This window comes from Corallococcus sp. CA054B, assembly GCF_003611625.1.
GTDB classification, from domain to species: Bacteria; Myxococcota; Myxococcia; order Myxococcales; family Myxococcaceae; genus Corallococcus; species Corallococcus coralloides.
This window is the reverse complement of the sequence record NZ_RAVY01000037.1, coordinates 1-26,622: the sequence shown is the minus strand read 5'-3', so window position 1 is coordinate 26,622 and position 26,622 is coordinate 1. Positions and strand designations below refer to the sequence as shown.

At 68.9% G+C, this 26,622-nt stretch carries 20 protein-coding genes and 2 tRNA genes; 13 read left to right on the top strand and 9 right to left on the bottom strand.

All coding sequences use genetic code 11. The features are described 5' to 3' along the window. Positions 1-105 precede the first annotated feature (105 nt). The 5 genes from D7V80_RS12195 to D7V80_RS12175 all read right to left on the bottom strand — a co-directional run bounded on the left by D7V80_RS12195 (position 106) and on the right by D7V80_RS12175 (position 6,876). Entirely contained in the window at positions 106-3,324 is a 3,219-nt protein-coding gene (locus tag D7V80_RS12195; RefSeq protein ID WP_120588318.1) for a type I restriction endonuclease subunit R, read from the bottom strand. A gap of 2 nt (positions 3,325-3,326) precedes the next feature. Continuing rightward, positions 3,327-4,532: a hypothetical protein gene (locus D7V80_RS12190; RefSeq protein ID WP_147447070.1), complete on the bottom strand. Its 1,206-nt coding sequence runs from the start codon at positions 4,530-4,532 to the stop codon at positions 3,327-3,329. A 17-nt stretch (positions 4,533-4,549) separates the two neighbouring features. Continuing rightward, a complete protein-coding gene (locus D7V80_RS12185) occupies positions 4,550-6,445 on the bottom strand; it encodes an N-6 DNA methylase (RefSeq protein ID WP_120588316.1) in 1,896 nt (631 codons plus the stop codon). Positions 6,446-6,718: 273 nt separating this feature from the next. Further along, positions 6,719-6,791, bottom strand: a tRNA-Glu gene (locus tag D7V80_RS12180). Between the two features lie 12 nt (positions 6,792-6,803). Next, positions 6,804-6,876 (bottom strand) — tRNA-Lys (locus D7V80_RS12175). 189 nt (positions 6,877-7,065) lie between these two features. On the opposite strand from D7V80_RS12175, the gene greB reads away from it, so the two are divergent. The 5 genes from greB (at position 7,066) to D7V80_RS12150 (ending at position 11,317) form a co-directional block, all read left to right on the top strand. Continuing rightward, complete coding sequence (greB, locus tag D7V80_RS12170; RefSeq protein WP_014395754.1) at positions 7,066-7,605, top strand: transcription elongation factor GreB; 540 nt, start codon at positions 7,066-7,068, stop codon at positions 7,603-7,605. A gap of 9 nt (positions 7,606-7,614) precedes the next feature. Beyond that, entirely contained in the window at positions 7,615-8,610 is a 996-nt protein-coding gene (locus D7V80_RS12165; protein ID WP_120588315.1) for a deacetylase, read from the top strand. Positions 8,611-8,796: 186 nt separating this feature from the next. Beyond that, positions 8,797-10,116, top strand: coding sequence for a PhoH family protein (locus D7V80_RS12160; protein WP_120588314.1), 1,320 nt, complete (start codon positions 8,797-8,799; stop codon positions 10,114-10,116). A gap of 34 nt (positions 10,117-10,150) precedes the next feature. Further along, positions 10,151-10,468 (top strand): YbeD family protein, encoded by a 318-nt coding sequence (locus tag D7V80_RS12155; RefSeq protein WP_014395757.1) that lies wholly within the window; start codon positions 10,151-10,153, stop codon positions 10,466-10,468. Between the two features lie 87 nt (positions 10,469-10,555). After that, positions 10,556-11,317, top strand: coding sequence for a cyclopropane-fatty-acyl-phospholipid synthase family protein (locus D7V80_RS12150; protein WP_120588313.1), 762 nt, complete (start codon positions 10,556-10,558; stop codon positions 11,315-11,317). Between the two features lie 66 nt (positions 11,318-11,383). Here D7V80_RS12150 and D7V80_RS12145 read toward each other — a convergent pair whose 3' ends face one another. Then, positions 11,384-12,472, bottom strand: a complete 1,089-nt coding sequence (locus D7V80_RS12145) for a diacylglycerol kinase family protein (RefSeq protein WP_120588312.1) — start codon at positions 12,470-12,472, stop codon at positions 11,384-11,386. A gap of 405 nt (positions 12,473-12,877) precedes the next feature. On the opposite strand from D7V80_RS12145, the gene dnaK reads away from it, so the two are divergent. From dnaK to D7V80_RS12115, 6 genes are all read left to right on the top strand, one after another. After that, complete coding sequence (gene dnaK / locus D7V80_RS12140) at positions 12,878-14,791, top strand: molecular chaperone DnaK (protein ID WP_120588346.1); 1,914 nt, start codon at positions 12,878-12,880, stop codon at positions 14,789-14,791. A gap of 216 nt (positions 14,792-15,007) precedes the next feature. Continuing rightward, positions 15,008-15,865, top strand: coding sequence for a hypothetical protein (locus tag D7V80_RS12135; RefSeq protein WP_120588311.1), 858 nt, complete (start codon positions 15,008-15,010; stop codon positions 15,863-15,865). A 28-nt stretch (positions 15,866-15,893) separates the two neighbouring features. Further along, the gene (locus tag D7V80_RS12130; RefSeq protein WP_120588310.1) at positions 15,894-16,301 is read left to right on the top strand and encodes a thiol-disulfide oxidoreductase DCC family protein; all 408 of its coding nucleotides are present in this window, start codon (positions 15,894-15,896) and stop codon (positions 16,299-16,301) included. Between the two features lie 54 nt (positions 16,302-16,355). After that, positions 16,356-18,887, top strand: coding sequence for an AAA family ATPase (locus D7V80_RS12125; protein ID WP_120588309.1), 2,532 nt, complete (start codon positions 16,356-16,358; stop codon positions 18,885-18,887). Positions 18,888-18,922: 35 nt separating this feature from the next. Then, positions 18,923-21,205: a vWA domain-containing protein gene (locus tag D7V80_RS12120; RefSeq protein WP_120588308.1), complete on the top strand. Its 2,283-nt coding sequence runs from the start codon at positions 18,923-18,925 to the stop codon at positions 21,203-21,205. A gap of 15 nt (positions 21,206-21,220) precedes the next feature. Continuing rightward, on the top strand, positions 21,221-21,790 hold the full coding sequence (locus D7V80_RS12115; protein WP_120588307.1) for a PspA/IM30 family protein: 570 nt from the start codon (positions 21,221-21,223) through the stop codon (positions 21,788-21,790). Between the two features lie 13 nt (positions 21,791-21,803). On the opposite strand, the gene D7V80_RS12110 is transcribed toward D7V80_RS12115, so the two are convergent. Next, positions 21,804-22,685, bottom strand: coding sequence for a diadenylate cyclase (locus D7V80_RS12110; RefSeq protein ID WP_014395766.1), 882 nt, complete (start codon positions 22,683-22,685; stop codon positions 21,804-21,806). 126 nt (positions 22,686-22,811) lie between these two features. Here D7V80_RS12110 and D7V80_RS12105 point away from each other — a divergent pair, with 126 nt between their 5' ends. After that, positions 22,812-23,174: a TraR/DksA C4-type zinc finger protein gene (locus tag D7V80_RS12105; protein ID WP_014395767.1), complete on the top strand. Its 363-nt coding sequence runs from the start codon at positions 22,812-22,814 to the stop codon at positions 23,172-23,174. Positions 23,175-23,243: 69 nt separating this feature from the next. Here the strand turns inward: D7V80_RS12105 and D7V80_RS12100 are convergent, their stop codons facing one another. Beyond that, positions 23,244-24,011, bottom strand: a complete 768-nt coding sequence (locus D7V80_RS12100; RefSeq protein ID WP_014395768.1) for an FHA domain-containing protein — start codon at positions 24,009-24,011, stop codon at positions 23,244-23,246. A 111-nt stretch (positions 24,012-24,122) separates the two neighbouring features. On the opposite strand from D7V80_RS12100, the gene D7V80_RS12095 reads away from it, so the two are divergent. Further along, positions 24,123-25,799, top strand: a complete 1,677-nt coding sequence (locus D7V80_RS12095; RefSeq protein WP_120588306.1) for a serine/threonine-protein kinase — start codon at positions 24,123-24,125, stop codon at positions 25,797-25,799. 58 nt (positions 25,800-25,857) lie between these two features. Here the strand turns inward: D7V80_RS12095 and D7V80_RS12090 are convergent. Next, the coding region (locus D7V80_RS12090) for an FHA domain-containing protein (protein WP_120588305.1) at positions 25,858-26,622 on the bottom strand (765 nt) is incomplete at its 5' end.

The window sequence follows — 26,622 nt, the reverse complement described above, 5'->3', positions numbered from 1 at the left end:
CTTTCCACTACGGGAGGGAGCTACAGGTCAGGAATGGCCCATCCTGATCACGCGACGCGCCGCACCTCCGCGTGCTGCGCGTTGCTGCTGGATGGAGCCCACCAGCTAATGACGGCGGCGGGGCTTCGGTGGGACATCCAGTTTCGGGTCAGGCTCAGCGGCCATCAGTGGCTTCGCTGGCTCGTGCTGATACACCTGCGCCGGTAGTTGGAGCACACTGGCAGAGGCGCCCGGGGGCGGAGTCGCCGACGCCTCCAGGAGTCCATCCTCGGCCCAGGTTTCACAGAGCCGCTCAGCCTGTTCCATCACCGTCTGTGTTGCGGCGTCCTGCCGGTCCGGCGGGTACTTGTACTTGCGGAGCAACCGCTTCACGAGGGTTCTGAGCTTCGCCCGGGCCGCCTCCCGCTGCGTCCAGTCGATGGTCACGTTTCTGCGGATGATTTCCGTCAGCTCCCGGGCCATGGCCTTCAACACCGGCTCGCCCATGAATTGGAGCGCGGCATTGTTCAGGCCGAGCGCCTCGTAGAAGGCCAGTTCATCATTCGAGAGTCCGAGCTTCTCTCCCCGGGCCTGCGCCTCGCGCATCTCCTCGGCGAGCTTGATCAACTCCTCGATGACCTGCGCGGTTTCGATGGCCCGATTCCGGTACGACCGGACGGCGCGCTCCAGCATCTCCGAGAAGGTTCGTGACTGGACCAGGTTCGTCCTGGACCGGCGCTTCAGCTCGTCGTTGAGGAGCTTTCGAAGCAGCTCCAGGGCGACGTTCCGCTGCGGCAGTCCCCGGACTTCGGCAAGGAACTCGTCCGAGAGGATGCTGATATCCGGCTTCTTCAGGCCGGCAGCCGCGAAGATGTCGATGACCTCCTCGCTGGCGGCGACCGCCCGGCTAACGATCTGCCGGATGGCTTGATCGAGGTCCTCCTCGGGCCGTGCATCTACCGCTGTCCGTTTGACGAGTGCCGCCTTCACGGCCTGGAAGAAGGCCACCTCGTCCCGGACCTTCAGTGCATCCTCATGCGGTACCGCGAGTGCGAAGGCCCGGCTCAGCTCCGTGACTGTCTGGACGAAGCGGTCCTTGCCCTCCTCCTGCTTCAGGATGTGCTCCTGCGCCGTTGGCAGGAAGTTCAGAAGCCGCTTCGGGTCGCCGACCGCCTGTCGGTAGTCGAGCCCGTGGAACATGGCCTGGCAGACCTCGAAGCGGGCCAGCATCGCCGCCACGGCCTCATTCTGGTCGATGGCCGTGCCGCCCTTGCCACCGGCTTCCGTGTACGTGGCCAGCGCGGACTTAAGCTGATCGGCAAGCCCCAGGTAGTCCACCACCAAGCCGCCGGGCTTGTTCTTGAAGACGCGGTTCACCCGGGCGATGGCCTGCATGAGGCCGTGGCCGCGCATCGGCTTGTCCACGTACATGGTGTGGACACAGGGCGCGTCGAAGCCGGTCAGCCACATGTCCCTGACCAGGACCAGCTTCAGCTCGTCCTTCGGGTCCTTGAAGCGCTTGGCCAGGGCCTCGCGGCGGCTCTTGCCGCGGATGTGGCCCTGCCACTCCAGGGGGTCGGAGGCGGAGCCGGTCATGACGACCTTGATGGCGCCTTTCTCGTCGTCGTCGCTGTGCCATTCGGGCCGTAGCCGGACCAGCTCGCGGTACAGCTCTACGCAAATCCGCCGGCTCATGCAGACCACCATGGCCTTGCCGTCCATGGCTTCCAGGCGCCGCTCCAGGTGCTGCACCAGATCCCTGGCGACGACCCCGAGCCGCTTCTCCGTCCCAACGATGGCTTCGAGCTGGGCCCACTTGCTCTTGAGCCGCTCCCGGCGGACCTCCTCCTCGCCCTCCGTGACCTCCTCGAACTCGGAGTCGATCTGCGGTCGCTCTGAATCCAGCAGCTCCAGCCTGGCGAGCCGGCCCTCGTAGTAGATGGGCACCGTGGCGCCGTCCTCGACGGCCCGCTGAATGTCGTAGACGCTGATGTACTCACCGAAGACCGCACGGGTGTTCTTGTCCGTGGTCTCGATGGGAGTGCCAGTAAAGCCGATGAAGCTGGCGTGCGGCAGCGCGTCCCGCAGGTGCCGGGCGAAGCCGTCGATGAAGTCGTATTGGCTCCGGTGCGCTTCGTCGGCGACGACGATGATATTCCGGCGGTCCGAGAGCAGCGGGAACCGGTCGCCCTTCTCCTCCGGCGCGAACTTCTGCACGGTCGTGAAGACCACGCCGCCGCTGTTGACCCGCAGCTTGTCCCGGAGGTCCGCGCGGTCTACCGCCTGAACCGGCTTCTGCCGGAGTAGTTCATAGCAGCGGCTGAAGGTCGCGAAGAGCTGGTCATCGAGATCGTTCCGGTCGGTGAGAACCACCAGCGTCGGGTTCTGCATGGCTGGATGCAGGATGACCTTGCCGCTGTAGAAGGCCATGGTGAGGCTCTTGCCGCTGCCTTGCGTGTGCCAGACCACGCCGACGCGCCGATCTCCGTCCGGTCGCGCGGCTTGAACGGTGGCATCCAATGCCTGTTGGACTGCGTGGAACTGGTGGTAGCCGGCGAGCTTCTTCACGACCTCCGCGCCGTCCTCCTCGAAGACGACGAAGTGCAGGATGAAGTCCAGGAGGCGACGCTTCTCAAAGACGCCCCGCACGAGGACCTCCAGCCCCAGCAGGTTCGAGGGGGCAAGTGCTTCGCCTTCGATGGTCCGCCATGGGGCAAACCGCTCACGGTTACCCGTGAGCGAGCCGATGCGCGCCTCCAGGCCATCGCTGACGACGAGGATCTCGTTGAAGCGGAAGAGGGACGGAATGTCTTTCTTGTAGGTCTGGAGCTGGTGGAAGGCCGTCCAGATGGTGGCATCCTCGGCGGCGGCGTTCTTCAACTCGATGACGGCGACGGGGATGCCGTTGAGGAAGACGAGGATGTCGGGACGGCGGTTGTGGCCCGCCTCGACCACTGTGAACTGGCTCACCACCAGCCAGTCGTTGTTGTCGGGGTCCTCAAAATCGATCAGCCGCACCCGATCCCCGACGACGCGGCCGTCCCGAAGGTACTCGACCTCCACGCCATCGACGAGGAGCCGGTGGTTGCGCCGGTTCTCCTGAACCAGCGACGGATGCTCCTGGAGCAGGACCTTCCGGATGGCCTCGTCCAGCGCGGCCGCCGGCACACCCCTGTTGAGCTTTTCCACAGTGGCCCTGAACCGGTTCGCCAGGATGACCTCGCCCAAGCTCTCGCGGTCCGGGCCCGGCTCGTTCTTCTGGGCGACGACCACCGAGTACTCCAACTCCTCGAAGTACCGGAGCGCCTCCTCTTCTGCGACGGACTCGGTGAGGGTCGGGCCCATGGTCAGGCGCTCGCAGCTAGTCGGGTTTCGGCGTCGCGGAGCCGGATCTCGCCCGAGAGTAGCTTGGGCAGGAGGGCGTCCCGAAGCCCAGTTAGGGCAGCGTTCTCCTGTTCGCATTGGCGCTGACGCCGCCACATCGGTGCCAGAATCTCGACGAACCGTCTCTGGAGTCGATACGGAGGAAATGCGCAGCGAAGGGCATAGAAGTCTGACCGGCTGGTAGATGGGATCGCGGAGCCGGAATCGAGCGAGTTGATCCCGTCTTGAAGCAGTTCGTAGTAGGCCCAGCGCATCTCCAAGTCCTCGCGCGGTTCGACGAAGAACGCCGTGTCGATGACGAAGAACGGTTCATCTGAGTAGTGAATGCCCCGATAGGCTCCCTTCCTGCCCACGACCACACCCTCGTGCTTACAGAGCGCAGTGTCGTGGGAGCCGATGCGACCATTCGTTCCGAACACCGGAACGTCGCCGAGGCGATAATCCCGAAGAGCCTTGCCGTACTCTAGCGTCACCAGCTCGCCCCAATTCCTAGCCCTCCAACCCTCCGGAATCTCCCCCAGCTCGCTCTCCACGAACCGATTCGGGAACAGCGCCGCCGCCTCCGCGTCCATGCCCTCTGGTCGGCGGCCCTCGGCCTTGGCTCGGACCGGATCGAAGTCCACGAACCAGGACCGGAACAGCGCCTGGGCCATAGCCTCCAGGGTCCGGTTCATGCGGCGGTTCAGGTCGCTCTTCTCCTCCAACGCTTCGAGAAGCCGGACGAGATGGAGTCGGTCCGCCGAGGTTTCAGGCACCTGAAAGGCAAGAAAGTCCTCTCTCGCCAGCGAGAGGTTCGTTGTGCCGATTGCCCGCCCACGGCAGTAGCTCCTGTACTCCGGTGTTCGGAGGATCCAGTAGATATAGGCCGCAGGCGGCGCGCCCTGCCTGGGCACGAGCTTGACCGTATCCTGCGTCAGTCGTCCTTGCGATACCCAGGCTGGGACTCGGGCTACAGCACCAAGCAGGTCACCAGACTGCGTGACGTCCTTCAGAGAGACGTACAGGTCTCCAGGGTACAGGAGGAGCTTGTCGGGAGACTCTCCGCCGTACGTCCGCAGCGAATCGCCCCTGAATCCGCCGTCACGCGAGATGGATGCAAGCCCCAGAAGCACGGGGCCGGGTCGGTCGAGCAGAGCGCTCTTGTATGTGGTCCCCCTCTGGAGATCCACGAAGGATCCTAGCGGTCTCACCGTAGTCTCCCGAGGTTCTCGCGGATCGCCGCCTCCAGCAGTGCGCCCTCGGCGAACTGTGCCTCCAAGGTCGAGGTCAGGCGCTGGAAGCGAACGGCGAAGGGCTCGTCATCGTCCTGCACGTCCTCGGCGCCAACGTACCGGCCGGGTGTCAACACGAAGCCGTGGCTGCTGATCTCCTCCAGGCGCGCGGCCTTGCAGAAGCCGGCCACGTCCTCGTACTTGCCTGCGCCCTTGTCCCCGCGCCAAGCATGGTAGGTGCCGGCGACCCGGGCGATGTCCTCGTCGGTCAGTTCGCGGTGCGTGCGGTCAATCATGCGCCCGAGTTTGCGAGCGTCGATGAAGAGGGTCTCGCCGCGTCGGTCCCGGAGTCGGTTGTTCTTCTTGTCCCGCGCCAGGAACCAGAGGCAGACCGGGATCTGCGTCGAGTAGAAGAGCTGGCCCGGAAGCGCGACCATGCAGTCCACGAGGTTGGCCTCGATGATCGCCTGCCGGATCGCTCCTTCGCCGCTCTGGTTCGAGGACATGGAACCGTTCGCCAGGACGAAGCCGGCAGTCCCGGTTGGACTCAGGTGGTGAATGAAGTGCTGGACCCAGGCGAAGTTCGCATTGCCGGCCGGCGGGACACCGAATTTCCACCGGACATCCTCGCGCAGACGATCCCCGCCCCAGTCGCTGTCGTTGAAGGGCGGGTTCGCCAGCACATAGTCGGCCTTGAGGTCCTTGTGCTGATTTCGGTGGAAGCTGTCGGCGTTCTCCGCGCCGAGGTTCGCGTCAATGCCCCGGATCGCAAGGTTCATCTTGGCCAAGCGCCAAGTCGTGGGGTTCGACTCCTGTCCGAAGACGCTGATGTCCCCGAGCTTGCCGCCGTGGGCCTCCACAAACTTCTCGCTCTGGATGAACATGCCGCCGCTACCGCAGCAGGGGTCGAAGACCCGGCCACGGTACGGAGCCAGCATCTCCACGAGCAGCTTCACCACAGAGCGCGGCGTGTAGAACTGGCCCCCCTTCTTGCCCTCGGCGCTAGCGAACTCCGAGAGGAAGTACTCGTAGACGCGGCCGAGAATGTCCTTGCTGCGGTTCTCCCGGTCTCCGAGGCCGATGCTACCAATGAGGTCGATCAGCTCACCGAGGCGCTGCTTGTCCAGTCCCGGGCGGGCGTACTCCTTCGGCAGGACTCCCTTCAGGCTCGGGTTATCACGCTCGACGGCGACCATGGCGTCGTCCACGAGCTTGCCAATGATCGGCTGCTTTGCCTCCGCCTGAAGTTGAGTCCAGCGGGCCTCTCTGGGGACCCAGAAAATATTCTCAGCCCGGTACTCGTCCGGATCCTCGGCGTCTGCACCTTGGTCGGCTTCGGCCAGGAGTTGGGCCCGGCGCTCCTCGAAGGCGTCGCTGACGTACTTGAGGAAGATCAGGCCGAGGACCACATGCTTGTACTCGGCGGCATCAAGGTTGTTTCGGAGCTTGTCGGCCGCCTGCCAGAGGGTGGCCTCGAAGCCGAGATCGCCGCCGCTCTTCTCAGTGCGAGCACGTTTACTCGCTCCGGATTGAGGCTGGGCAGCCACGGACGCATTGGCGGCAGTCTCAACTTCGTCGGTGGTTACGCCGAGGTTCAAGATGCGCTGGACGAGGACATCCTTCTCTCGACCACCTCGGTCCAACCCCAAAGCCTCGCAGATAGCCTGAAGCTCCTCTCGCTTGAGCAGGCCGAGCAATTCTCCGAAGTCCACGGACTTGGACTCGATAATTGCGCTGATGTGGTTCTCTGCGACTCGACGGTCGCCGACATCTAACTTGAAGTGGTCGGAGAGGCGGATGAGCCGGTCACGGGAGAGCCGTTCAAGCGCGGAGCGCCGCTGCTGAGGAGTCAGGGGAGGGGAGAGAGCCATCGGCGGTGGAACATACCGCATCCTCCAAGGTGCTCCCCCAGTTCACGGGTCTTTCACTTCTACTCGGCGTTGCTGGACTCCGAGAATGCGGCACTGCGTGAAGCTCTCAAGGCCCCGTAGTTTTGGAGGGCACGCCGATGGGTGAGAGAGGCGAGTCGCAAGGAGGATTGACGTACGCAATCCGTACGTCATCGACCAGACTCCAGCGATCCCCAGAAAAGGCTCAGCCCCGTAGGTACCCGTTGCTTCCGGGTACCTACGGGGCTGTTCCAGTGTCCCCGACGGGATTCGAACCCGTGTTACCGGCTTGAAAGGCCAGCGTCCTGGGCCTCTAGACGACGGGGACGTCGTCACTGCTTGAGTCGCGGGGGGCTCGAACCCCCGACCCTCGGCTTAAAAGGCCGGTGCTCTACCAGCTGAGCTAGCGACTCGCTATTCTTTTTTTGGCACCGGCTGCGGATCCGCCAGCGGCCCCGCGAGGCGCTTCCTACCAGCAGCGCCCGGGGAGTTCCACTGGCGATCGCAGGCGCCCCTTCCTGACACGCCCCGTCCCGACCCGCGGTGAACATCCCCCGGCCCGTCGCCCTCCACCCGTCAGCGTCCGGCGCTATACACGGGGCATGTCCCAGGAAGCTCCCGAACCGCCCGACGACACCCCCGAGGACGAAGAGGCAGGGGAGCAGGCCCCGTTCCGCCGCTACCTCACCCGCGCGGGCGCCGAGCGCATGCACCGCGAGCTGCTCCAGCTCCTCAACGAGGCCCGCCCCAAGGTCACCGCCGAGGTCTCCGCCGCCGCCGCCCAGGGCGACCGTTCAGAAAACGCCGAATACATCTACGGCAAGAAGCGCCTCCGGGAGATCGACCGGCGCATCCGCTTCCTCTCCAAGCGCCTGGACACCGCCACCATCGTCACCCCTTCCGAACAGGGCGATCGCTCGAAAGTCTACTTCGGCGCCACCGTTACCCTGGAGGACGAGGGCGGAATCCGCAGCACGTACCAGATTGTCGGTTCGGACGAGATCGACGCCTCCGGAGGCCGCATCAGCGTCGAGTCACCCATGGGCCGCGCGCTCCTTCGCAAGGCCCTGGGCGACACCGTGGAGGTGCGGCGCCCACGGGGTGAGATTGAACTCACCCTGGTGGACATCCGCTACGACTAGGACGCTCCCATGCCCCGGACGCCAGAGCTCAGCTCCCATGCTCGCCGCACCTATTCGCGCCTGAGCAGCGCGGACCTGGCCGCGTCCGCGGAGGAGTCCCTGTCCCTGGACGACCTGGGCCTGGAGTCCGGCGGTGACCGCGTGGGCCTGGCGTTCGGCACCTACAGCCAGGAGGGCCTGGAGCACGCCCTGAAGGCCTACGGCTTCGCGCAGCGCCTGGAGGAGCGGGTGGGACCCGTCGACGTGCGCCTGTCCTGCCAGGATCCGTTCCAGCCGCGCATCACCGTCCTGAGCCGCCGCTACCACGCGGCCGTCGTGGACCTGTCCCTGCGTCAGGCCATGGGCGCGGAGGTCGGCTTCACCCGCTCGGCCGCGGAGGCGCCGCTGCTCTACGTGGACAGCCTCCTCCTGCAGCACCCGGGGCGCCCCTTCGATTGGAACCGTCCGCCGCTCCCGGGACAGCTCCATCCCGGGCTCTCCCTGTCGCGCGACCTGATGGAGCTTCTGCACCTCATGGCCCGCCGCATCGGCGCGGAGGGCGTGGCGCTGATGCCCGCGACCTTCTCCGCCGCGTGCGTCTACGAGCCGCGCTTCACCTTCGTGGATGGCGCCGCGCAGGGGCACTTCAGCGCCCTTCGCCGCGCGGGCCGCGGCTGGCCCCGCTGGCTCGTGGCGTGGGCGGTGGAGCTGGGCTGCATGCGGGACGCGCAGGGACAGGCGGCCCTCTTCACGCCCACGCCGATGATCAGCCCCCTGTCGCGGCGGGTGGCCCGGCGGCTCGACACGAACGGTTGGCACAAGGCCTGGCGCTTCCACGCGAAGCAGGTGCTGTCCCTGGACGAAGAGTTGCTGCAGGCGCGCTTCCCCTGGGCCCGCATGCCTCCCGGCCCCCCGCCCGAGAGGGTAGTGGAGGTCCTGGGTTATGATCCGCTGGCGCCCGCGTCTCCGTTCCAGGACGCTGGCGAGCCCGCGCCCGCCGCGCTGCGCACGGCCGCGACGTCCTGAGGGCCGTTGTAGCGCCCTGTTCCGTCGGGAACGGCCGTGCTGTTTCGGACGGACCTTCGCGCTTTCAGACGGGAATGCAGCTGGTGGCCCCTCGTTCGGTGCCTATATTGGAAGGCGTCGGTCCTCCACGGTCGTCGCTCGCCGTCAGCAATCGCACCCGAACCAGGTCAGGTCGCGAAGCCCTCGATGCGAAAGAACTTCATCCTCGACACGAACGTCCTCCTCCATGACCCCCGCAGCATCTACGGGTTCAAGGACAACAACGTCATCATCCCCATCTACGTCATCGAGGAGATCGATCAGTTCAAGCGCGATCTCTCCGAGCTGGGGCGCAACGCGCGACTGGTGGCGCGCTACCTGGACTCCTTCCGCGCTGAAGGCTCCATGAAGGAGGGCGTCCCGCTGCCGCACGGCGGGATGCTCCGCGTGGCCTTCACCGACCGTTCGCTGCCGTCCTCCATGGCGGACAGCAACCTGGTGGACAACCGCATCCTCGCGGTGGCCCTGGACCTGATGGAGACCGAGCCGGAGACCCAGGCCGTCTTCATCACCAAGGACACCAACCTGCGCATCCGCGCCGACGCCCTGGGCCTGTCCGCCCAGGACTTCGACACCGAGCGCGTCGAAATCACCGACCTCTACACCGGCTTCACGGAGCTGCTCGTCCCCACGGAGATGGTGGATCAGCTCTACAAGCCCGGCGGCGAGGTGGAGGTGCCGGCCCAGGACCGGCTCTTCCCCAACCAGCTGGTGCTGCTCAAGGACGAGCTCAACCCGTCCCACACCGCCATGGCCCGCTTCAACGGCGCCAAGGCGCGGCTGGTGCCGCTCGCGCGCAACAGCAAGGAAGGCACCTGGGGCATCCGGCCGCGCAACATGGAGCAGGCCTTCTGCCTGGACCTGCTGCTCAATGACGAGATCAAACTCGTCACGATCGTCGGCAAGGCGGGCACGGGCAAGACGCTGCTCGCCATCGCCGCGGGCCTGCAGAAGGTGACGGAGGAGGGGCTGTACCACAAGCTGCTGGTCAGCCGTCCCATCTTCCCCCTGGGCCGGGACATCGGCTACCTGCCGGGCAGCGTCGAGGAGAAGCTCAACCCCTGGATGCAGCCCATCTTCGACAACGTCGAGTTCCTCATGAACCTGAGCCGCGCGGACAAGAAGGCCGGGCGCGGCCACCATGAGCTCATCGACCTGGGGCTGATGGAGATCGAACCGCTCACGTACATCCGCGGGCGCAGCATCCCCAACCAGTTCATCATCGTGGACGAGGCGCAGAACCTCACCCCGCACGAGGTGAAGACAATCCTCACCCGCGTGGGCGACAACACGAAGATCATCCTCACCGGCGACCCGTTCCAGATCGACAACCCGTACGTGGACTCCACGAACAACGGGCTCGTGCACGTGGTCAACCGCTTCAAGAACGAGAAGATCGCCGGCCACATCACCATGGCCAAGGGCGAGCGCAGCATGCTGGCCGAGTTGGCGGCCAACCTGCTGTAGAGCGCCGAAGGCCCGTGCCTGATAGAGACGTGTCATGACCCAGGACGGCACCGACAAGCCCGACACCCCCGGCGAGGAGAAGAAGCCCCTCGTCGAGTACCCCTCCGTGTACGAGTACAAGGTGATGGGCAAGGCGACGGTCGAGGAGACGCCCGGCTTCGAGGAGCACGTGCGCTCGCTCTTCCGGCGGAAGCTGGGGTCGGAGGTCTCTCCGGACTCCATCCACGTGCAGCACAGCCGCAAGGGGAAGTTCGTGTCCCTGAGCGTGTCCGTGCTGCTGTTGTCCGAGGAGCAGCGCCGGGCCATCTACGCGGAGCTGCACCAGGATCCCCGCATCGTCTACTACCTGTGAGGCAGGCGGTGCGCGGGCGGATGCCCCAGGGCGCCCGGAGGCCGCCGGCGGCTGGAAGTCCGGCCGGGGTGCGTATATGAGGGTGGAATGAGTCCCGCCGAGCACTTCCCGCTGTACCACCCGCCGGGGGCGCAGCGCGCGTTCGGATCCGACGACGCCACGCGCCGCTTCGCCAAGGTGGCCCAGCTCGAGCAGGGCTCTCGCGTGCTGGTGCTCGGCTGTGGTCCGGAGGGCGGCGCCGCCGTGCTGCTGGCCCAGGAGCTCAAGTGCTCCGTGGTGGCCGTGGACACGGATGAGACCCTGGTGTCCCCCGTCCGCGAGCGCGTGCGCGCCCAGGGCCTGGCGGATCGCATTGAAGTCCGCCGCGTGGCGCCGGACGCACTGGGCATGCTGGATGGCCCCTTCCACGGCATCCTCGTGCCGGGGCGCGTGCAGTACCCGCTGGACGTGTCGCTGCGCACGTTCCGCCCGCTGTTGGGCAAGCGCGGCCGCGTGGGCTTCACCTTCCCGGCGAAGGTGGGCCGCTTCACGCCCAAGCCCGTGCTGGACTTCTGGGAGAAGCGCCTGGGCGCGCCGCTGCTCTTGCCGCGCGAGCTGCTCCAGGCGCTGGAGACCGCCGGCTTCGAGCCGGAGTCCGTGGAGTCGCTGCACGACACGGAGCTGGACGCGCTCTACAAGGACATGGAAGCGCACCTGCCGGAAGGCGCCGCGCCGGAGAGCGCCACCTTCCGCGAGGAGCTGGCCCTGCACCGCGAGCACAACCAGCGGCCGGGCGTCAGCTACGCGTTCGCCGTGGGCCGGCGCAAGGAGCCGGGCGAGAAGCCCCCGGCGTCGCGCGACCGCGGCTGAAGTCTGTCGGAGCCTTGATGCGTGGGGGAGGGCCCGGACTGCCTGGGCCCTTCGACCGCCAGGGGACTACTGCACGCCGTTGAAGTCGAGCAGCTCGATGGACTCGGGCGCCACGGACAGCGTGACCTGCTCGCGGTAGCCGGCCGCGTCGCCGCCGACCTGGAAGGGCATGGGGCGCGCGAAGCGGATGGTGACCTCGCGGGCGTGGAAGTCGTGCAGGCCTTCCGGAGCCCAGCGGCCGTTCCACAGGCGGGGGAGGTTGGCCAGCACCTGCGTGGGCGACACCTGGCCCAGGCGCAGCTGCAGGAAGCCCCGGCGGTCATTCGCGTGGGGGAACATGCGGAAGCCGTAGCCGTAGAAGGGCATGGTGCCCGCGGCGGCCATCATCAGCTTGCCCCGGAAGAGCACCGCGCCCGGCGCCAGCGGCGCGCCCACCGTCTGGCCCTCCGCGCCCAGGCGGTAGGCCTCCGACGGGCCGTTGACGACCTCGCACTCCACCAGCACGGAGCTGGTGAGGTAGTGCGGCACCGTCTTGAAGGCCACCGCGGAGAAGTAGCCGCCACCGCCGGACATGACCCGCTTGAACATGCCCTTGCCCAGCGACTCCTTCACGGAGATGTAGTCGTTGAGCACCTTGCCATCCACGCCCAGGCCCGCGAAGGGCGCGCGCTGGCCGTCCACCTGCACCAGGTCCATGGTGCGCACGCTGGGGAACTCCGCCGCGCGGGCGCGCACCACGTCATTGAGGATGCCGTCGCCCCGGGTGCTGGACGCGTTGACGAACGCCGCGATGCCGTTGCCCGTGCCCAGCTTGAGGATGCCGAAGCGCGGCGCGGCCTGGCCGGCGAACTTCCCGCGCGGGCCCACCTGCTGCAGCACCTCGTTGACGAAGCCCATGAAGGTGCCGTCGCCGCCGCCGGTGAACACGGTGGGGTAGCCCCGCTCCAGCACCGTCTGCGCGATGCGCCGCGCGTCCAGCGGCGAGCGCGACAGGAACAGGTCCTCTTCCGGCACCACGTGCGACAGCAGCTTGACGACCCGGGCGTCCACCTTGCGGGCGTTCGCGTTCAGCAGCACCGCGACCTTTGGTTCGGCGGACGGCAGCGCCGCGGGCGAGCGGCGGAAGTCCGTGGAACGCAGGGGCTGAACCAGCATGGACGACTCCAGAGGGGCGGGGAGCGGTATGACAGCGATGACGCGGTTCGGACTGTGCACTTTTCTCGCCAACCCCTGACGCGCGGCGTTAGCCGGGCGCCCTGATGTGATTTCGAGGGGTTGAACGGTCCGCTGGTGTCCAAAATGCCCGCCCGGTTGCTACCGCGGGGTGACGGCAGTGTAGAGCGCGTTACGCACCCGTGGCGCGCGGATGGCGTTCTGGTGACGCAGCGCCTTCCCGGACTGCGCACTGCGCTACGCAGCGGGCGTCATCACCTTTGCGTTGGGTGCCCGGGCCTACGGGGAAACCCGCCCTCGCGTTTGACACGCCGGGGGGGGTGGTTACGTTGGGCTTACATCGGGATTTCGCAGGAAAAACGCAGTCATTTCCAGAGGATGGGAACCGTGGGCAAGATTATCGGAATCGACCTGGGCACCACGAACAGCGTGGTGGCGATCATGGAGGGTCGCGAGCCCAAGGTCATCGTCAACGAAGAGGGAGCACCCACCACGCCTTCGGTGGTCGCGTTCACGAAGGACGGGGAGCGCCTGGTCGGTCAGGTGGCGAAGCGCCAGGCCATCACCAACCCGGAGCAGACCGTCTACTCGGTGAAGCGCTTCATGGGCCGCCGTTTCGAGGAGACGACCGAGGAAGCGAAGCTCGTCCCCTACAAGGTGGGCCGGGGCCCCAACGGCGACGCGCGCGTGGACATCGCCGGCAAGCAGTACAGCGCGCCGGAGATCAGCGCGCAGGTGCTCCTGAAGCTCAAGCGCGCCGCGGAGAACTACCTGGGTGAGAAGGTGACGGAGGCGGTCATCACCGTCCCGGCGTACTTCAACGACGCCCAGCGCCAGGCCACGAAGGACGCCGGTGAGATCGCCGGCCTCACCGTGCGCCGCATCGTGAACGAGCCCACCGCGGCCGCGCTCGCGTACGGCATGGACAAGAAGAAGGATGAGAAGATCGCCGTCTACGACTTCGGCGGCGGCACCTTCGACGTGTCCATCCTGGAGGTGGGCGAGAGCGTCGTGGACGTGCTCGCGACCAACGGCGACACGCACCTGGGCGGCGACAACATCGACCTGGAGATCATGAACTGGCTGATCAGCGAGTTCAAGAAGGACACCGGGCTCGACGTCAGCAAGGACAAGATGGTCATCCAGCGCCTGAAGGAGGCGGCGGAGAAGGCCAAGATCGAGCTGTCCAGCGCGACGCAGACGGAGATCAACCTGCCGTTCCTCACGGCGGATGCTTCTGGTCCGAAGCACCTGAACGTGAAGCTCACGCGCGCCAAGTTCGAGCAGATGATTGGCCCGCTGGTGGAGCGTTCGCTGGAGCCGTGCCGCAAGTGCCTCAAGGACGCGGGGCTGGACCCCAAGGAGCTCAACGAGGTCGTGCTGGTGGGCGGCTCCACGCGCATCCCCATGGTGCAGGAGGCCGTGAAGCGGCTGTTCGGCAAGGAGCCCAACCGCTCCGTGAACCCGGACGAGGTCGTGGCGGTGGGCGCCGCGGTGCAGGCGGGCGTGCTCTCCGGAGAGGTGAAGGACATCCTCCTGCTGGACGTGACGCCGCTGTCGCTGGGCGTGGAGACGCTGGGCGGCGTGATGACGAAGCTCATCGAGCGCAACACCACCATCCCCACGCGCAAGTCGGAGACCTTCTCCACGGCGGCGGACGGCCAGACGCAGGTGGAGATCCACGTGCTGCAGGGTGAGCGCGAGATGGCGGGCGACAACCGCAGCCTCGGCCGCTTCCACCTGACCGGCATGCCCCCGGCGCCGCGCGGCGTGCCGCAGATCGAGGTGACGTTCGACATCGACGCGAACGGCATCCTCAACGTCAACGCGAAGGACAAGGCGACCGGCAAGGAGCAGAAGGTCACCATCAGCCACTCGTCCGGCCTGTCGAAGGACGAAGTGACCAAGATGGTCGACGACGCGCGCAGCAACGAGGCCGCGGACAAGGCGCGCCGCGAGCTGGTCGAGGTGAAGAACCAGGCGGAGAGCCAGTCCTACGCCGCGGAGAAGATGATCAAGGAGAACAAGGACAAGCTCACCCCCGAGGTGGCGAAGGCCGTCGAGGACGGTGTCGCGGAGCTGAACTCCGTCCGCGAGGGGCAGGACAAGGACGCCATCAAGGCGGCCCTCGAGAAGCTCCAGCAGGCCAGCTACAAGGCGGCGGAGGAGATGTACCGGGCCACCGGCGGCGCGCCGGGCGCCACGCCTCCTCCGGGCGCCGAGCCCTCCGCGGCTCCGGGCTCCAGCGCCCAGCCGTCCGCGAAGGACGACGTGGTGGACGCCGAGTTCCGCCAGTCGTAACTCCGTGAGCCACCCGCCCCGCGGCGGGGGCTGAAGTCCCAAGGGCCGGTGCTCCGACGAGGGGCGCCGGCCTTCTTTTTTCCGAGGCGGTGGACGGGTGTGCCGGACGCGGGATGAGGTCCGGGAGCAACCCCGCGAATTCACGCGGGCGCGCGTGGCGGAGGCACTGCAAGGGGCGGGTGGGTTCCTCGCTGTCCACTCCGAAGGTGTCCCGCCATGTCCCGCATCGACTCCCTGCTGTCCGGCGTCCTCCCCGACCTCGCCGCGCCCGAAGGCGTAGCGCTTCCCCTGGCCCCGCGCTCGGAGGCGCCTTCACGGACGCCGGCCGCTCCGGCCAACTCCGTGGAGGTGTTTCGGGGGACCGGCGCGCAGGCCACGGCTCCCGCGCGGGCGCCGCAGGTGGCGCCCCGGGCGCGGGAGGGCAACGGCTTCGACTTCGGCGTGGGGGGCGCGTTCCCGCCGAAGCCCACTGGCTCCATCCAGGAGCAGCTGAAGCAGGGAGCGCGGCTTTTGGAGCAGACCCAGGCCGCCGCGTTCAGCGTGACGTTGGACAAGGGCGCCTTGATGGATGCCTATGCGCGCAAGCAACTGGGGCACCTGGACCCGAGCCCGCCCATCGCGGGCGCTCCCACGGCGCTCACCGACTACACCAGCACCATCCCCGGCGTGTCCGCGAGGGACGCCTTCGAGGCCTTCGTCAGCAACCCGGAGCTGCTCTTCGGCGCGGCGGGCATCTCCCTGCGGCCGGCGGCGAGCGCGCTGACGGACGGCGCCCGGCTGTTCCTGGAGGAGCAGGGCCCGCCTCCAGTGTGGGCGCCCATCACCGTGAAGCTCAACGAGACGGAGCGCGTCGTCCACATCACCACCCTGGACGGACACCCGCTGCGCGGCACCAACCAGTTCGTCTTCGACGACGACGGCAGCGGCGGCACGCGCATCCGACAGTACTCGGCCTTCCAGGGCAGCTCCCCGGCGACGTCGGTAGGCATGGCGCTGATGGATCCTATTGAACGGCAGCACGACATCTGGCGCAGCGTGCACGGGCAACTGCATGAGATGCTCAAGCCGCGTTGACATACTGGGGGCAAGGGGGAGGTGACCCATGACGACGCTCCAGACGACACCGCCGGGACATGACGTGGTGCTCTACGACAGCCACTGCCGCGTCTGCAGCGGCGCCGCGCGGGAGATGCGCAAGCTGGTGGGAGGGCAGGGCACGCAGCTGCTCTCGTTCCGCGACGAGGGCGTCCTGGCCGCCTTCCCGGGGGTGAGCTTCGAGCGCTGTGAGAAGGCCATGCAGCTCATCCAGGCGGATGGCCGGGTCCTGGAGGGAGCGGAGGCCATTGTCCGCGCGCTGGGCCGGCGGCCGTTGGGGCGGCTGCTCTACGTGTACTACGTCCCCGGACTGCGGCAGCTGGCGGACGCGGTGTATGGGGTGGTGGCCCGCTACCGCTTCCGCATCGCGGGTCGCAACTGCCCCGACGGGGCGTGCGCGGTGCACTTCAAATAGAGGGAGGGGCGCGGGTAGCATGCGGCCTTCCCCGCATCCTCCTCTGGCCCCTTCGTGACTTCGCCTCCTCCCAACCTGCAGGCCGCCCAGTCCTTTCGCCGCTTCTTCGGGGAGCTGCGGGAGACGTACCTGGAGCGGGAAACGCTGTTCACGCAGATTGAGCTGGCGCTGCTCTGCCGCGAGCACGTGCTGGTGGTGGGGCCGCCCGGGACGGCGAAGAGCGCGGTCGCCAGCGCTGTCCTGGGGCGCATCACGGACGAGGTGTCCGGCCTGCCGTCGCTGTTCTCCAAGCAGATCGCGGAGACGACGCTGCAGACGGACCTCATCGGTCCGGTGGACTTCAAGGTGCTCACGGAGACGGGGCGCACCGAGTACCTCACCGACGAGGGCATGCTGGGCGCGGTGCACGCGTTCCTGGACGAGGTCTTCGACGGCCGGGACATGTTGCTGCGCTCCATCCTCAACGTGATGTACGAGCGGGAGCTGAAGCACGGCCGCAAGGTGACGGCCGGCCGCACCGAGTGCGTGGTGATGACGAGCAACCGGTACCTCACGGAGGTGCTGGCGCGCTCGCCGGAGCTGCTCCTGGCGTTCGCGGACCGGTTGAGCTTCATCAGCTTCGTGCCCAAGGCCTTCGCCCGGCGGGAGAGCCGGGCCGCCATGCTGCACCGCTTCGTGCACGGGACGCGGCCGGACCTGCGCGCCACGCTGACGCTCCAGCAGCTGGACCTGCTCCAGGACGCGGTGGCCCAGGTGAAAGTGCCCGGCCACGTGCTGGAGGGCGTGGAGATGCTCACGGACGCGCTGGAGCGCGCGCTCGTGGCGCAGGTGTCGAAGCTGCCGGACTACGTGCCCACGAAGTACTTCTCCCAGCGCTCGGTGGTGAAGGCGCTCTGGACGCTGAAGGCGGCGGTGGTGCGCGATCAGATCTACCGCCGTCCGGACCGGCCGCTCGAGGCGACCGTCGAGGACCTGGACGCGCTGCGCTGGTTCTTCCTCCTGGGAGGTCCTCCCGCGGCGGAGGCGGACGCGCTGCTCAAGGCGGCGGTGGACCCTCGCGAGCGGGCGCAGCTGGAGATCGTCCGGCTGGAGCAGCGCACCTTCGACGAGGTGCTGGGCAAGGTCCGGCAGGAGCTGGGCGGCGGCGTGGAGCGCGAGGCGACGACGCTCGCGGCCGCCGACGACGTGAACGCCGCGGAGGGCCTGAGCCGCAACTGGCAGGCGGGCGTGGTGTCCACCACCGCGCGCGGCGTGCTGGGCAAGCTGGTGCCCGGGCCTCGCCATGGCCAGAACCGGGCGCCGCTGCTGGTGGCGGCGCGTGCGCTGGTGGCGGCCCTGGAGCAGCGGTTGTCGCGGGGCATGGCGGCGGGGCAGGGGGAGGGGCGCGGCGGCGTGGCGTTGCTGATCGCCATCCGGGACGTCCTGGAGCTGAGCCGGTCGGTGCCGGAGCTCAAGCCGGGCTACCCCGCGCTGTGCGAGTCGGCCGCGCGGTTCCTGGAGCAGGCGCTGGAGATGAGCGCGTCCGCGGCGGAGGGGCTCGCGTTCGAGGACACCGTCAAGATGGAGTGGCTGGTCGGGCTCGCGGAGAACCTGGAGGAGGAACTGGGCGTGATGGGCTCGCTGGCGGCGATGCTCAGCGAGGCGGTGCCATCCCTCCACGAGCGGCTGCGCGACGCGGACCGGAACACGCGCCACCGGGTGGTGGCCGCGCTCCGGCGCCGGGTGGCGGCGGCGTTCCCTGCGCAGGCGCCCCGGGGCCGCAAGGATCCGCTGGACGCGCTGTCCGCGGACTCGCGGCGGCTCACCCAGTTGGAGAACGCCCTGACGGCGTTGGATCCGTCCCAGGCGGGGTTGAAGCAGGAGCTGCTCCGGCCGCTGAGCGTGGCGTACGCGCGCGAGGTGCTGGGAGCGACCCCGTTCGAGCGCATCGAGCAGTACGGCCGCGCGGTGCAGGCGGTTGCGGAGAACCTGCGGCGCGAGGGCGTGACGGCGGAGCCGGTGCTCGCCGAGTGCCGCGACCTGATGGAGAACCGCCTCCGGGAGCATGCCAGCGTGCTGTCTCGCGAGGTGGCCAGCCCGCCTCCGGCCCCCAACGCCGTGCTCAATGGCGACGCGTACACCTACTACCGGGGCGAGCTGTCCGCGCAGGCCCCGGACGGCGAGCTGACCGCGCTCGTGGGCCTGGACGGACAGCTGATGGCGGCGCGTCCCCCGTCCGCGTCCGCGTTCCTCTCCGACACGGTCCGCGCGGCCGTGGCCGAGGCGGAGCTGTCCTTCCTACTCTCGCGCATCAAGTACCTGCGCAGCTGGCTGACGCAGCTGCTGTCCGCGCTGCCCGCCCCCGAGGCGCTCAACGGCCGTGCGGACGCGGAGCGCACCTTCGAGCGGCTGGTTCGCAGCCGCTTCCCCCAGCTCGCGCTCAAGGAGGGTGAACTGGTGCGGCTCAAGGCCACGCTGGGCATGCTGGAGACGCTCCCGGGCGAGCTGGGAGAGCGCGCGCGCAAGCTGTCCACCCAGCTGCGCGGCATCGACGAGGACTTCGGACGCTTCAGCCGTCAGGTGCTGGAGCGGCGGACCGCGCCGTGAGCGCGGGGGCCCTGTCCGGAAGGCGGCGCTGAGACGTGCTGGCGCGTCGGCTCACTCCCCTGCGGCAGCGCCTGGATGCGCTCCGCCAGCCCGTGGTGGCCCGTGGTGGCGCGTGGTCCTGGCCCTTCGGCCGCAAGCTGAAGGGACCGGAGGACCTGGGCCTGCCGGTGCTCGTGGCGCTCGACCGCGAGCTGGATCGCGTGGGCATCCACACCGCCGCGGATGCCCGGCTCCTGCTCGCGCTGGGCACCCAGCGGGGCAGGGCGGGGGCGCTCGCGCAGGGGCTCGCGACGCGCGCGAACCAGGCACTGGAGGAGTACGAGGAGTGCCTGCGCCTGGTGGAGAAGGCGCACCGCTCCGGGGAGATGCCTTCGGGGGCCCTCACCGCGCTGGACCGCGGCTTCGTGCGGCTGGCCCGCGCGGTGAAAGTGGCGGAGCTCTTCAGCCGTCCACTGGAAGCGCAGGGCGGTGAGGACGCGCCGTTCGAGATCTTCGAACGCCCGCCTGGGACGACCCGGGAGCGGCCGCCAGCCAATGCGCGCCTGGCCGTCGCGGAGCTGTTGGCCGCTCGCGCGCGGGACAACGTCATCGACCTGGTGCAGAAGCGGCGCGACCTGGACCTGGCCCACGAGATGCTGCTGCGCCTGGGCACCACGGACGCGGACCGCGCGCGGAGCATGGCGCTGCGCACCGACGTGGCGGAGGCGCGCGAGCGGGTGCGCGAGGTTCCACCCACGCGCTCCCTGGAGGCGCTGGTGCGCGGTGTGCGGGAGACTGCCCAGAAGGATCCCCGGGGCGCCTACCGTTCGTTGCAGGGCCTCTACGAGCGCGCCATCGAAGCGGGCGACGCGGAGCTGGCCTCGGCGGCGCGGCGCGCGCTGACGCCGCTGCTTCCCCCCGAGTCCCGGCTGACGCGGATGGTGGAGGAGGCCGAGGCGGGCACGCGGCTCCAGTGGCTGGGAGAGGCGGATGCCGAGGCGGAGTCCGGACGCGAAGCGGAGGATTCGCCGGACGAGCAGCTCGCGGACCTGGCGTTCTCCCTGAAGCCGGAACAGCTGGCCACGTTCGACCTGGCGGCGGGATGCGCGCGCTTTTTCGACGTGGAGGACGCACTGTCGGAGGAGATCGTCGAGAAGGACGCCGCCGCCGTGCGGGCCGTCCCGCGGCAGGTGCCCTATCCGACGCAGACGATGTCGTTCGCCACGACGGGCAGCCTGGACGAGGTCCACCACTTCGTCATCACGGACCCCCGGCGTCTGCTCCAGGACCTCGCGGGGCACCGGCAGCTCGTGCGCACGTACCTGGACGACGCGCCGCCCCCCAAGCCGCGCAAGGTGAAGCGCACCGCCGTGCGCGTCTACGTCTGTGACGCCTCCGGCTCCATGCACGGCGCGCGGGCGCGCTTCCGTGACGCGCTGATCATCGCGGAGCTGAACAACCTGCGCGTGAAGGCGCGGCGCGGAGAGAACTTCGACCCGCTCTACTTCAGCTTCTTCAACGACGTGCCCACGGAGCTGGCCCGCGTGGACACCGCCGCGGAGGCGACCCGGCAGATTGAAAAGCTCTTCCGGGACTCACCCGCGGAAGGGCAGACGGACATCTCCCTGGCCCTGCTGTCCGCCTTCGACTCCATCCGCGCCGCGCAGGGGCGCGACCCGTACCTCGCGCGCGCCACGGTGGTGCTCATCACCGACGGCGAGGACCGCGTGGACCTGGACCTCATCCGCCGCACGCGCGCGCCCATGGGCGCCCTGGACATCGCGCTGAGCTTCATCTCGCTGGGCGAGGAGAACCCGGACCTCAAGTCCCTGGTGCTGGAGCAGCGCGCCGCTGGAGGCCGCGCCTTCTACCACCCGCTCTCCGACGAGGAGATCCGCTGGGCCCGCACGGAGTTCGACACGCCCTGGCGCACGCTCCTGCCTCGCGACGTGCCGGCCTCACTGGAAGCCCTGGAGGCCCTGGCCCCGCACCTGGACGCGCTGGAGGCGGTGGCGGCGGGCCGCGCTCCCGGGTCGGGCGTGGCGGTGGAGGCCTCCTTCGACGCGCTCTTCCCAGCCGCGCCCGCGGCGTCCCCCGTGCCGGAGGCGCCCGGCGCGGAACTCGTGGCGCGGGTGACGGACATCCTGGAGGCGGTGGGCGAGGCCGCGTCGCTTGCCTCCGCGGACCGGCGCGCGACGGAGAGCGTGGTGCTCCTGCAGCACCTGCTGTCCGTCTACGGACTTACGCCCGCGCGCTACCTGGCCGTGCTGTCCGGCGGCGGGCGCCCGGTGGCCGAGGCATTGGAACGCGTGCGGTTGCTCTGCCGCCCGTTCGGGTAGGCTTCGGCTCGCGCCATGTTCGGCTTCCTCAAACGCAAGAAGACACCCGCGGCGCCCGTGGACCCGTTGGCCACGTTCGACCGGCTCATCGAGGACCTGGAGCGTCAGGCGGCCGAGGTGCGCAAGTCCGCCGCCACGCTGCTGGCCCTCAAGGGCGAGCTCTCCCGCGGCGTGACGCGCTACACCGCCCGCCTGGGCGACATCGCCGGACGGCGGCAGACGGCGCATGACCGGGGAGACGCGAAGGGCGTGGGCGTGCTGGAGCGCGACCGCGTGCAGACCGAGCGCCTGTTGGAATCCACGCGGGAGTCGCTGCGACGCGCGGAGCGGGACTCGGAGCTGCTGCTCGGCGCGGCAGGCGAGCTGGGCGAGCGCGTGGCGGACCTGCGCATCGAGCGGGAGAGCGCGTCCGCGCGCATGGCCGCGGGAGGCGTCGTCACGGAAGCGCTGCGCGAGCAGGTGGAGCGCTTCGACCGGGTGATGGCGCTGGACGCGGCGCGCGACGAGGTGGAGAAGGCGCACGCCCTGGCGGACATCTACCGCGAGGAGCACCAGCCCCACGCCGCGCCCGAGCGCGTGAAGTAGGGCAGGGCGCTTCTCAGGTCCGCCGCGCCGTCTGGTGCAGCTCCAGCACGATGTTGCCGCCCTTGAAGAGCCGCACCGCGCCGGACGTCTGGCTCACCGTGAGCGCGATGCAGTGCGTGGACGACGTGATGCCCGCGGAGGCCGCGTGGCGCGCTCCCAGGCCCAGGGGAATCTTCACCGTGTCGTCGTTGGCGGACAGGTAGCGGCCCGCGGACAGCACCACGCCGTCCTCGCGGATGACGAACGCGCCGTCCAGCACGGAGAAGTTCTTGATGGCGTCGCGAATCTTCGGGTCGAGCACGTTGCGCTCGGACTCCGACAGGCCCTGGAACGGGTTGATGGTGAGCTGCCGGCTCTTCTCCAGCACGCTCGTGTGGTCACCAATCGTGATGATGGTCCCGATGGGATGGCCCTCGAAGCCCTCCTGGCCAATCTGCAGCGCCAGCTGGATCAGCGCGTCCACCACCTGCGAATTGAACTCTTCGCCCAGCTTCACGCCCTCGATGGCCAGCCGGTCGTCCAGCGACCCGCCGATGCGCATCTGCATCAGCGTGTCCGGCGCGCGGCCCACCTTGCCCGTCATGCAGAGCACCAGGTCGCCTTCCTTGAACGCGCCCTGGGACAGCGCGGACACGAGCGCCACCTTCACTCTCTCCGTGCGCGAGTAGTCGTACGCGGGGATGACGAGCGCGCTCAGCTTCTTGCGCAGGAGCTCCTGCGCCAGCGGCTCCAATGTCACCGCGTACACCAGCTTCTTGCGCGCGGGCTTACCCCGGAGGTCCTCCGGAGCAATGGGCGTGTCGCAGATGTAGAGGAAGTGGTCGACCTCGCTCTTGGCGGCCAGGGAGAGCGCCGAGCGCAAGAATTCCCGATCGAACTTCGTGTTGTCGCTCAAGGCGCCCCTCGTGCACCCTTCGTTTTAGAGCAGGTCAGCTTGACACTGGCAGCTGCATGAATAAAGCTTTCGGGCCCTTTTTTTCGGGGGCAGGCCCCCTCTACCCGTCCAACGGAGCCGCAGGCTGTGAACCAGAAAGATCTCAAGCGTTACAAGAAGATGCTCGAGGACAGCAAAGCGAGCCTGCTCGAAAGCGCGAAGAAGACCCTGGTGGAGGAATCGTCCTTCGACACGGACGACCTGCCTGACGAAATCGACCAGGCCGCCTCCGAGTACACCCAGTCCATGGTCTTCCGTCTTCGGGACCGCGAGAAGTTCCTCTTGCAGAAGATCGACGGCGCCCTCAAGCGCGTGGAGGACGGCACCTTCGGCATCTGCGAGCGCTGCGAGGAGGACATCTCCCCCAAGCGCCTGGATGCACGTCCGGTGACGACGCTCTGCATCCGCTGCAAGGAAGAGCAGGAGAAGAAGGAGAAGTCCTACGGCTGAAGCCGTGGCTTCACCGGACCGCACGGTGCTCCCGTGCGGTCCGTGCTGCTCCAGCGAAGGACCGTCGCTTCAGGCCGCCGCGGGCTGGATCTCCACCCGCAGCAGCTGACGGCCGATGAGGAAGTGATCGCCGTTGTCGACGAAGGTCGGTCCCGCCAGGCGGATGAAGGTGCCGTTGGACGAGCCCACGTCGCGCACCATCAGCCGGTCCCCCCTGACTTGTAGCAGCGCGTGCCGCCCGGACACGAAGCCGTCCGTGGGGAAGGCGATGTCGCCCTGCTCACGACCCAGCAGGTTGTCGCCGTCCTTGAGCGGGAAGGCCGCGCCGCGCAGGCCGCCCTCCAGCAACTGGATGAGCCGCAGCCGGTAGCCGGGATCCGGCGAACCCCACACCTGCGTGCCGCCGGGCCCCAGCGCCGCGGCGGGGATGGGCTCCAGCACCATGCGCTGACGGCCCAGGCGCAGCTCGCCGCCGGCGGGCAGCTCGCGCTCGTTGCGCAAGCGCACGAAGACGCCGTTGGCACCGCCCACGTCTTCAATGGCGAGGCGGGCGCCGGAGAAGAAGAAGCGCGCCTGCACGGGCATGATGAACGGGTCGTCGTTGAGCGCGATGTCCGCCTGCTGGCCGCAGGTGAGGGTGTCGCGCTGCATGCGCACGAGCGCCTCCGGGCCACCGTCCGCGCGCACCACGCGGATGGACACCTGGGGGCGCGACGAGATGTGCGCCACGGCCATCACCATGGTCCCGGAGCGCAGCGCCGAGCCGCAAGCTCGGCAGACAGTGGCATCCCGGGAATTCTCGGTGTCACAGCGGGGGCAATAGTCCACGGCGTCCATGCGAGCGTCCCTTCTAGCAGGCCCGCGCCGCGTTGGGGGGCCCGACAGCGCACGGCTTGCTCCCACCCGAGGGGCATGGTGAAGTCCCGGCCCCACTGACTGGACGCTGACGTGTACTGCCCTTCCTGCGGCGCCGACGCCGAAGACTCCTCCCGTTACTGCCCCGCCTGCGGCGCGACGCTCCTGCGCACGGCGGAGGGCGGCGACGAATACGTGGGCAAGACGATTGCCTCCAAGTACCGGGTGGAAGCCCTCATCGGCGAGGGCGGCATGGGTAAGGTGTACCGCGCCCGTCAGCTCGCGCTGGACAAGATGGTGGTGCTGAAGGTGCTGCGCCACACGCTGCTGTCGGACGAGCGCACCGTGGCGCGCTTCCAGCGCGAGGCCAAGGCCGCCAGCCGCTTGAACCACCCCAACTCCATCAGCGTGCTGGACTTCGGTCAGGCGGACGACGGCGCGCTCTTCATCGCGATGGAGTACGTGGCCGGGCAGGACCTGCATCAGATCCTCAGCCGCGAGTGGCCGCTGGGCGAGGCACGCGTGGTGCGCATCGCCCTGCAGATTTTGAGCGCGCTGTCGGATGCGCACGGCGCGGGCGTCATCCACCGGGACCTGAAGCCCGAGAACATCATGGTGGAGCAGCGCCGCAACGAGCCGGACTTCGTGAAGGTGCTGGACTTCGGCATCGCGAAGATCACCGACTCCCAGGACGAGGGCCCGGCCCTCACGCGCGCGGGCTTCGTGTGCGGCACCCCCGAGTACATGTCGCCCGAGCAGGCGCGGGGCGCGGTGCTGGATCACCGCTCGGACCTGTACGCGGTGGGCGTCATCCTCTACCAGCTGATGACGGGCCTGCTCCCCTTCGAGTCCGACTCGGCGGTGGGCTTCGCCACCAAGCACCTCACCGAGGAGCCGCCCCCGCCCACGCGCCGCCGTCCGGACGCGCGCATCTCCCCGGGAATGGAGCGGCTGATCCTCCGCGTCCTGTCCAAGGACCCGGATGACCGGCCGGCCAACGCCGCGGCCTTCAAGGCGGAGCTGCTCGCGGCCGACAAGGAGCGCCGTCGCGGAGGGGCCGCCGCCAACGACACGGGCGGGCGCCGTCCCCAGGCCTCCGGCGTGCTGGCTCCCATCCCGCGCAAGTCGCAGGCCGCCCACAACGCCGCGCGCAACAACACGGCCTGGAACGACGTGACGGTGGAAGCCACCGTGCAGGGCCTGCCCCACTCGCGCACGCCGATCTCCGAAGAGGCCACGCTCGCGCCCGAGGGCACGCAGACCTCCGTGGTCGCGCCCGCCTCCGGTGGCGGCGAGGGCATCATCCTCTTCTTCAAGGCGCTCACCACCGTGCTGGTGCTGGGGGCGGTGGGCTTCTTCGTCTACTACTTCGGCATTGGCGCGGGCAGCGGCTCCGAGGGGAACCAGTACGTGGCGCCGCCCAACGCGCCCCGGCTGCTCACCTCCGGGTCGGATCAGCCGGACTACCTGCGGCAGATCCCCAGCAACGCGCGCAACGTGGACAAGGCGCGCAAGCTGACGCAGGACGGCGACCGCGACGTGATGGCCGGGGAGCTGGTCCGCGCGACCTCCAGCTACAAGGAAGCCTTCAACTTCAACCCGGAAGCGGAGCTGGCCCTCAAGCTGGGCGAGCTGTACTGGCAACGCGACAACACGGACGAGGCCCGCGGCTGGTGGGTGCGCCACCTGACCGACATGCCTGACTCGCGTGCGCGTGCGTACATCGAGGTCCGGCTCGGCAGCCCGGTGGCGCGTCCCTCGTCGCCCTGAGTGCCGGTAGCACCCGGCCCGGCTCGGCTCGGCTCGGAGACGCGCGGGGCGCTTCCCGTCAACCCAGCGTCTCCACCTGCATGACGTGCTGGCCCAGGCGGACGCGGTCGCCCGGACGCAACTGCCGCTCCGTCGCGGGCGGGATGCGCACGAAGGTGCCCAGGCCGCCGGAGAGGTCGCGCAGCATCGCGCCCGTCGCCGTGGGGCTCAGCTCGCAGTGACGGCCGGCGAGCCCCTCGTCGTTCGGGTACGCGAGGTCGCAGTGGGCCTGTCCGATGGTGAGCAGCGCCGCGGCCGTCACCACCGCGCGGCCCGCCCTGCCACCCATGTGCACCTCCTCCACGCCGTACAGCGCCTGGCCGAGCGGCACGGGCGAACCATACGGGGTGGGGCGGCCCGCCACGGGCGCTGGGGCCTCCACGCGGCCGGTGAAGCGGAACAGCCGCTGGCCGGCGCTGAAGAGGGCGCGCGGCGCCAGGGGCTCCGTGCCGGCGAAGGTGACGTAGACGCCCGACGCGCTCGACTCGTCGCGCACGAAGAGGGCGCCGTCCTTCACGAGGAAGGTGGCGTGCAGCGGCGACACGAAGACGTCGTCCGGGAAGAGGATGGCGCCGCGCTGGCGGCCCACCACGCAGCCCGTCACCGGGAGCTTGTAGCGCTGGCCGCGCGTCGTCCCGGCGATCACCGCCAGCCCGAAGCGCGACGCCACCGGCGCGGGACGCGCCGTGGCCCCCGTCGTCGTGGGAGGCGCGCCTGCCGGAACCGGCGCCGTGGCCCCCGTCCCGCCGCGAGGGGGCAGGGCGTTGTCCGGCACCGGCGGGGG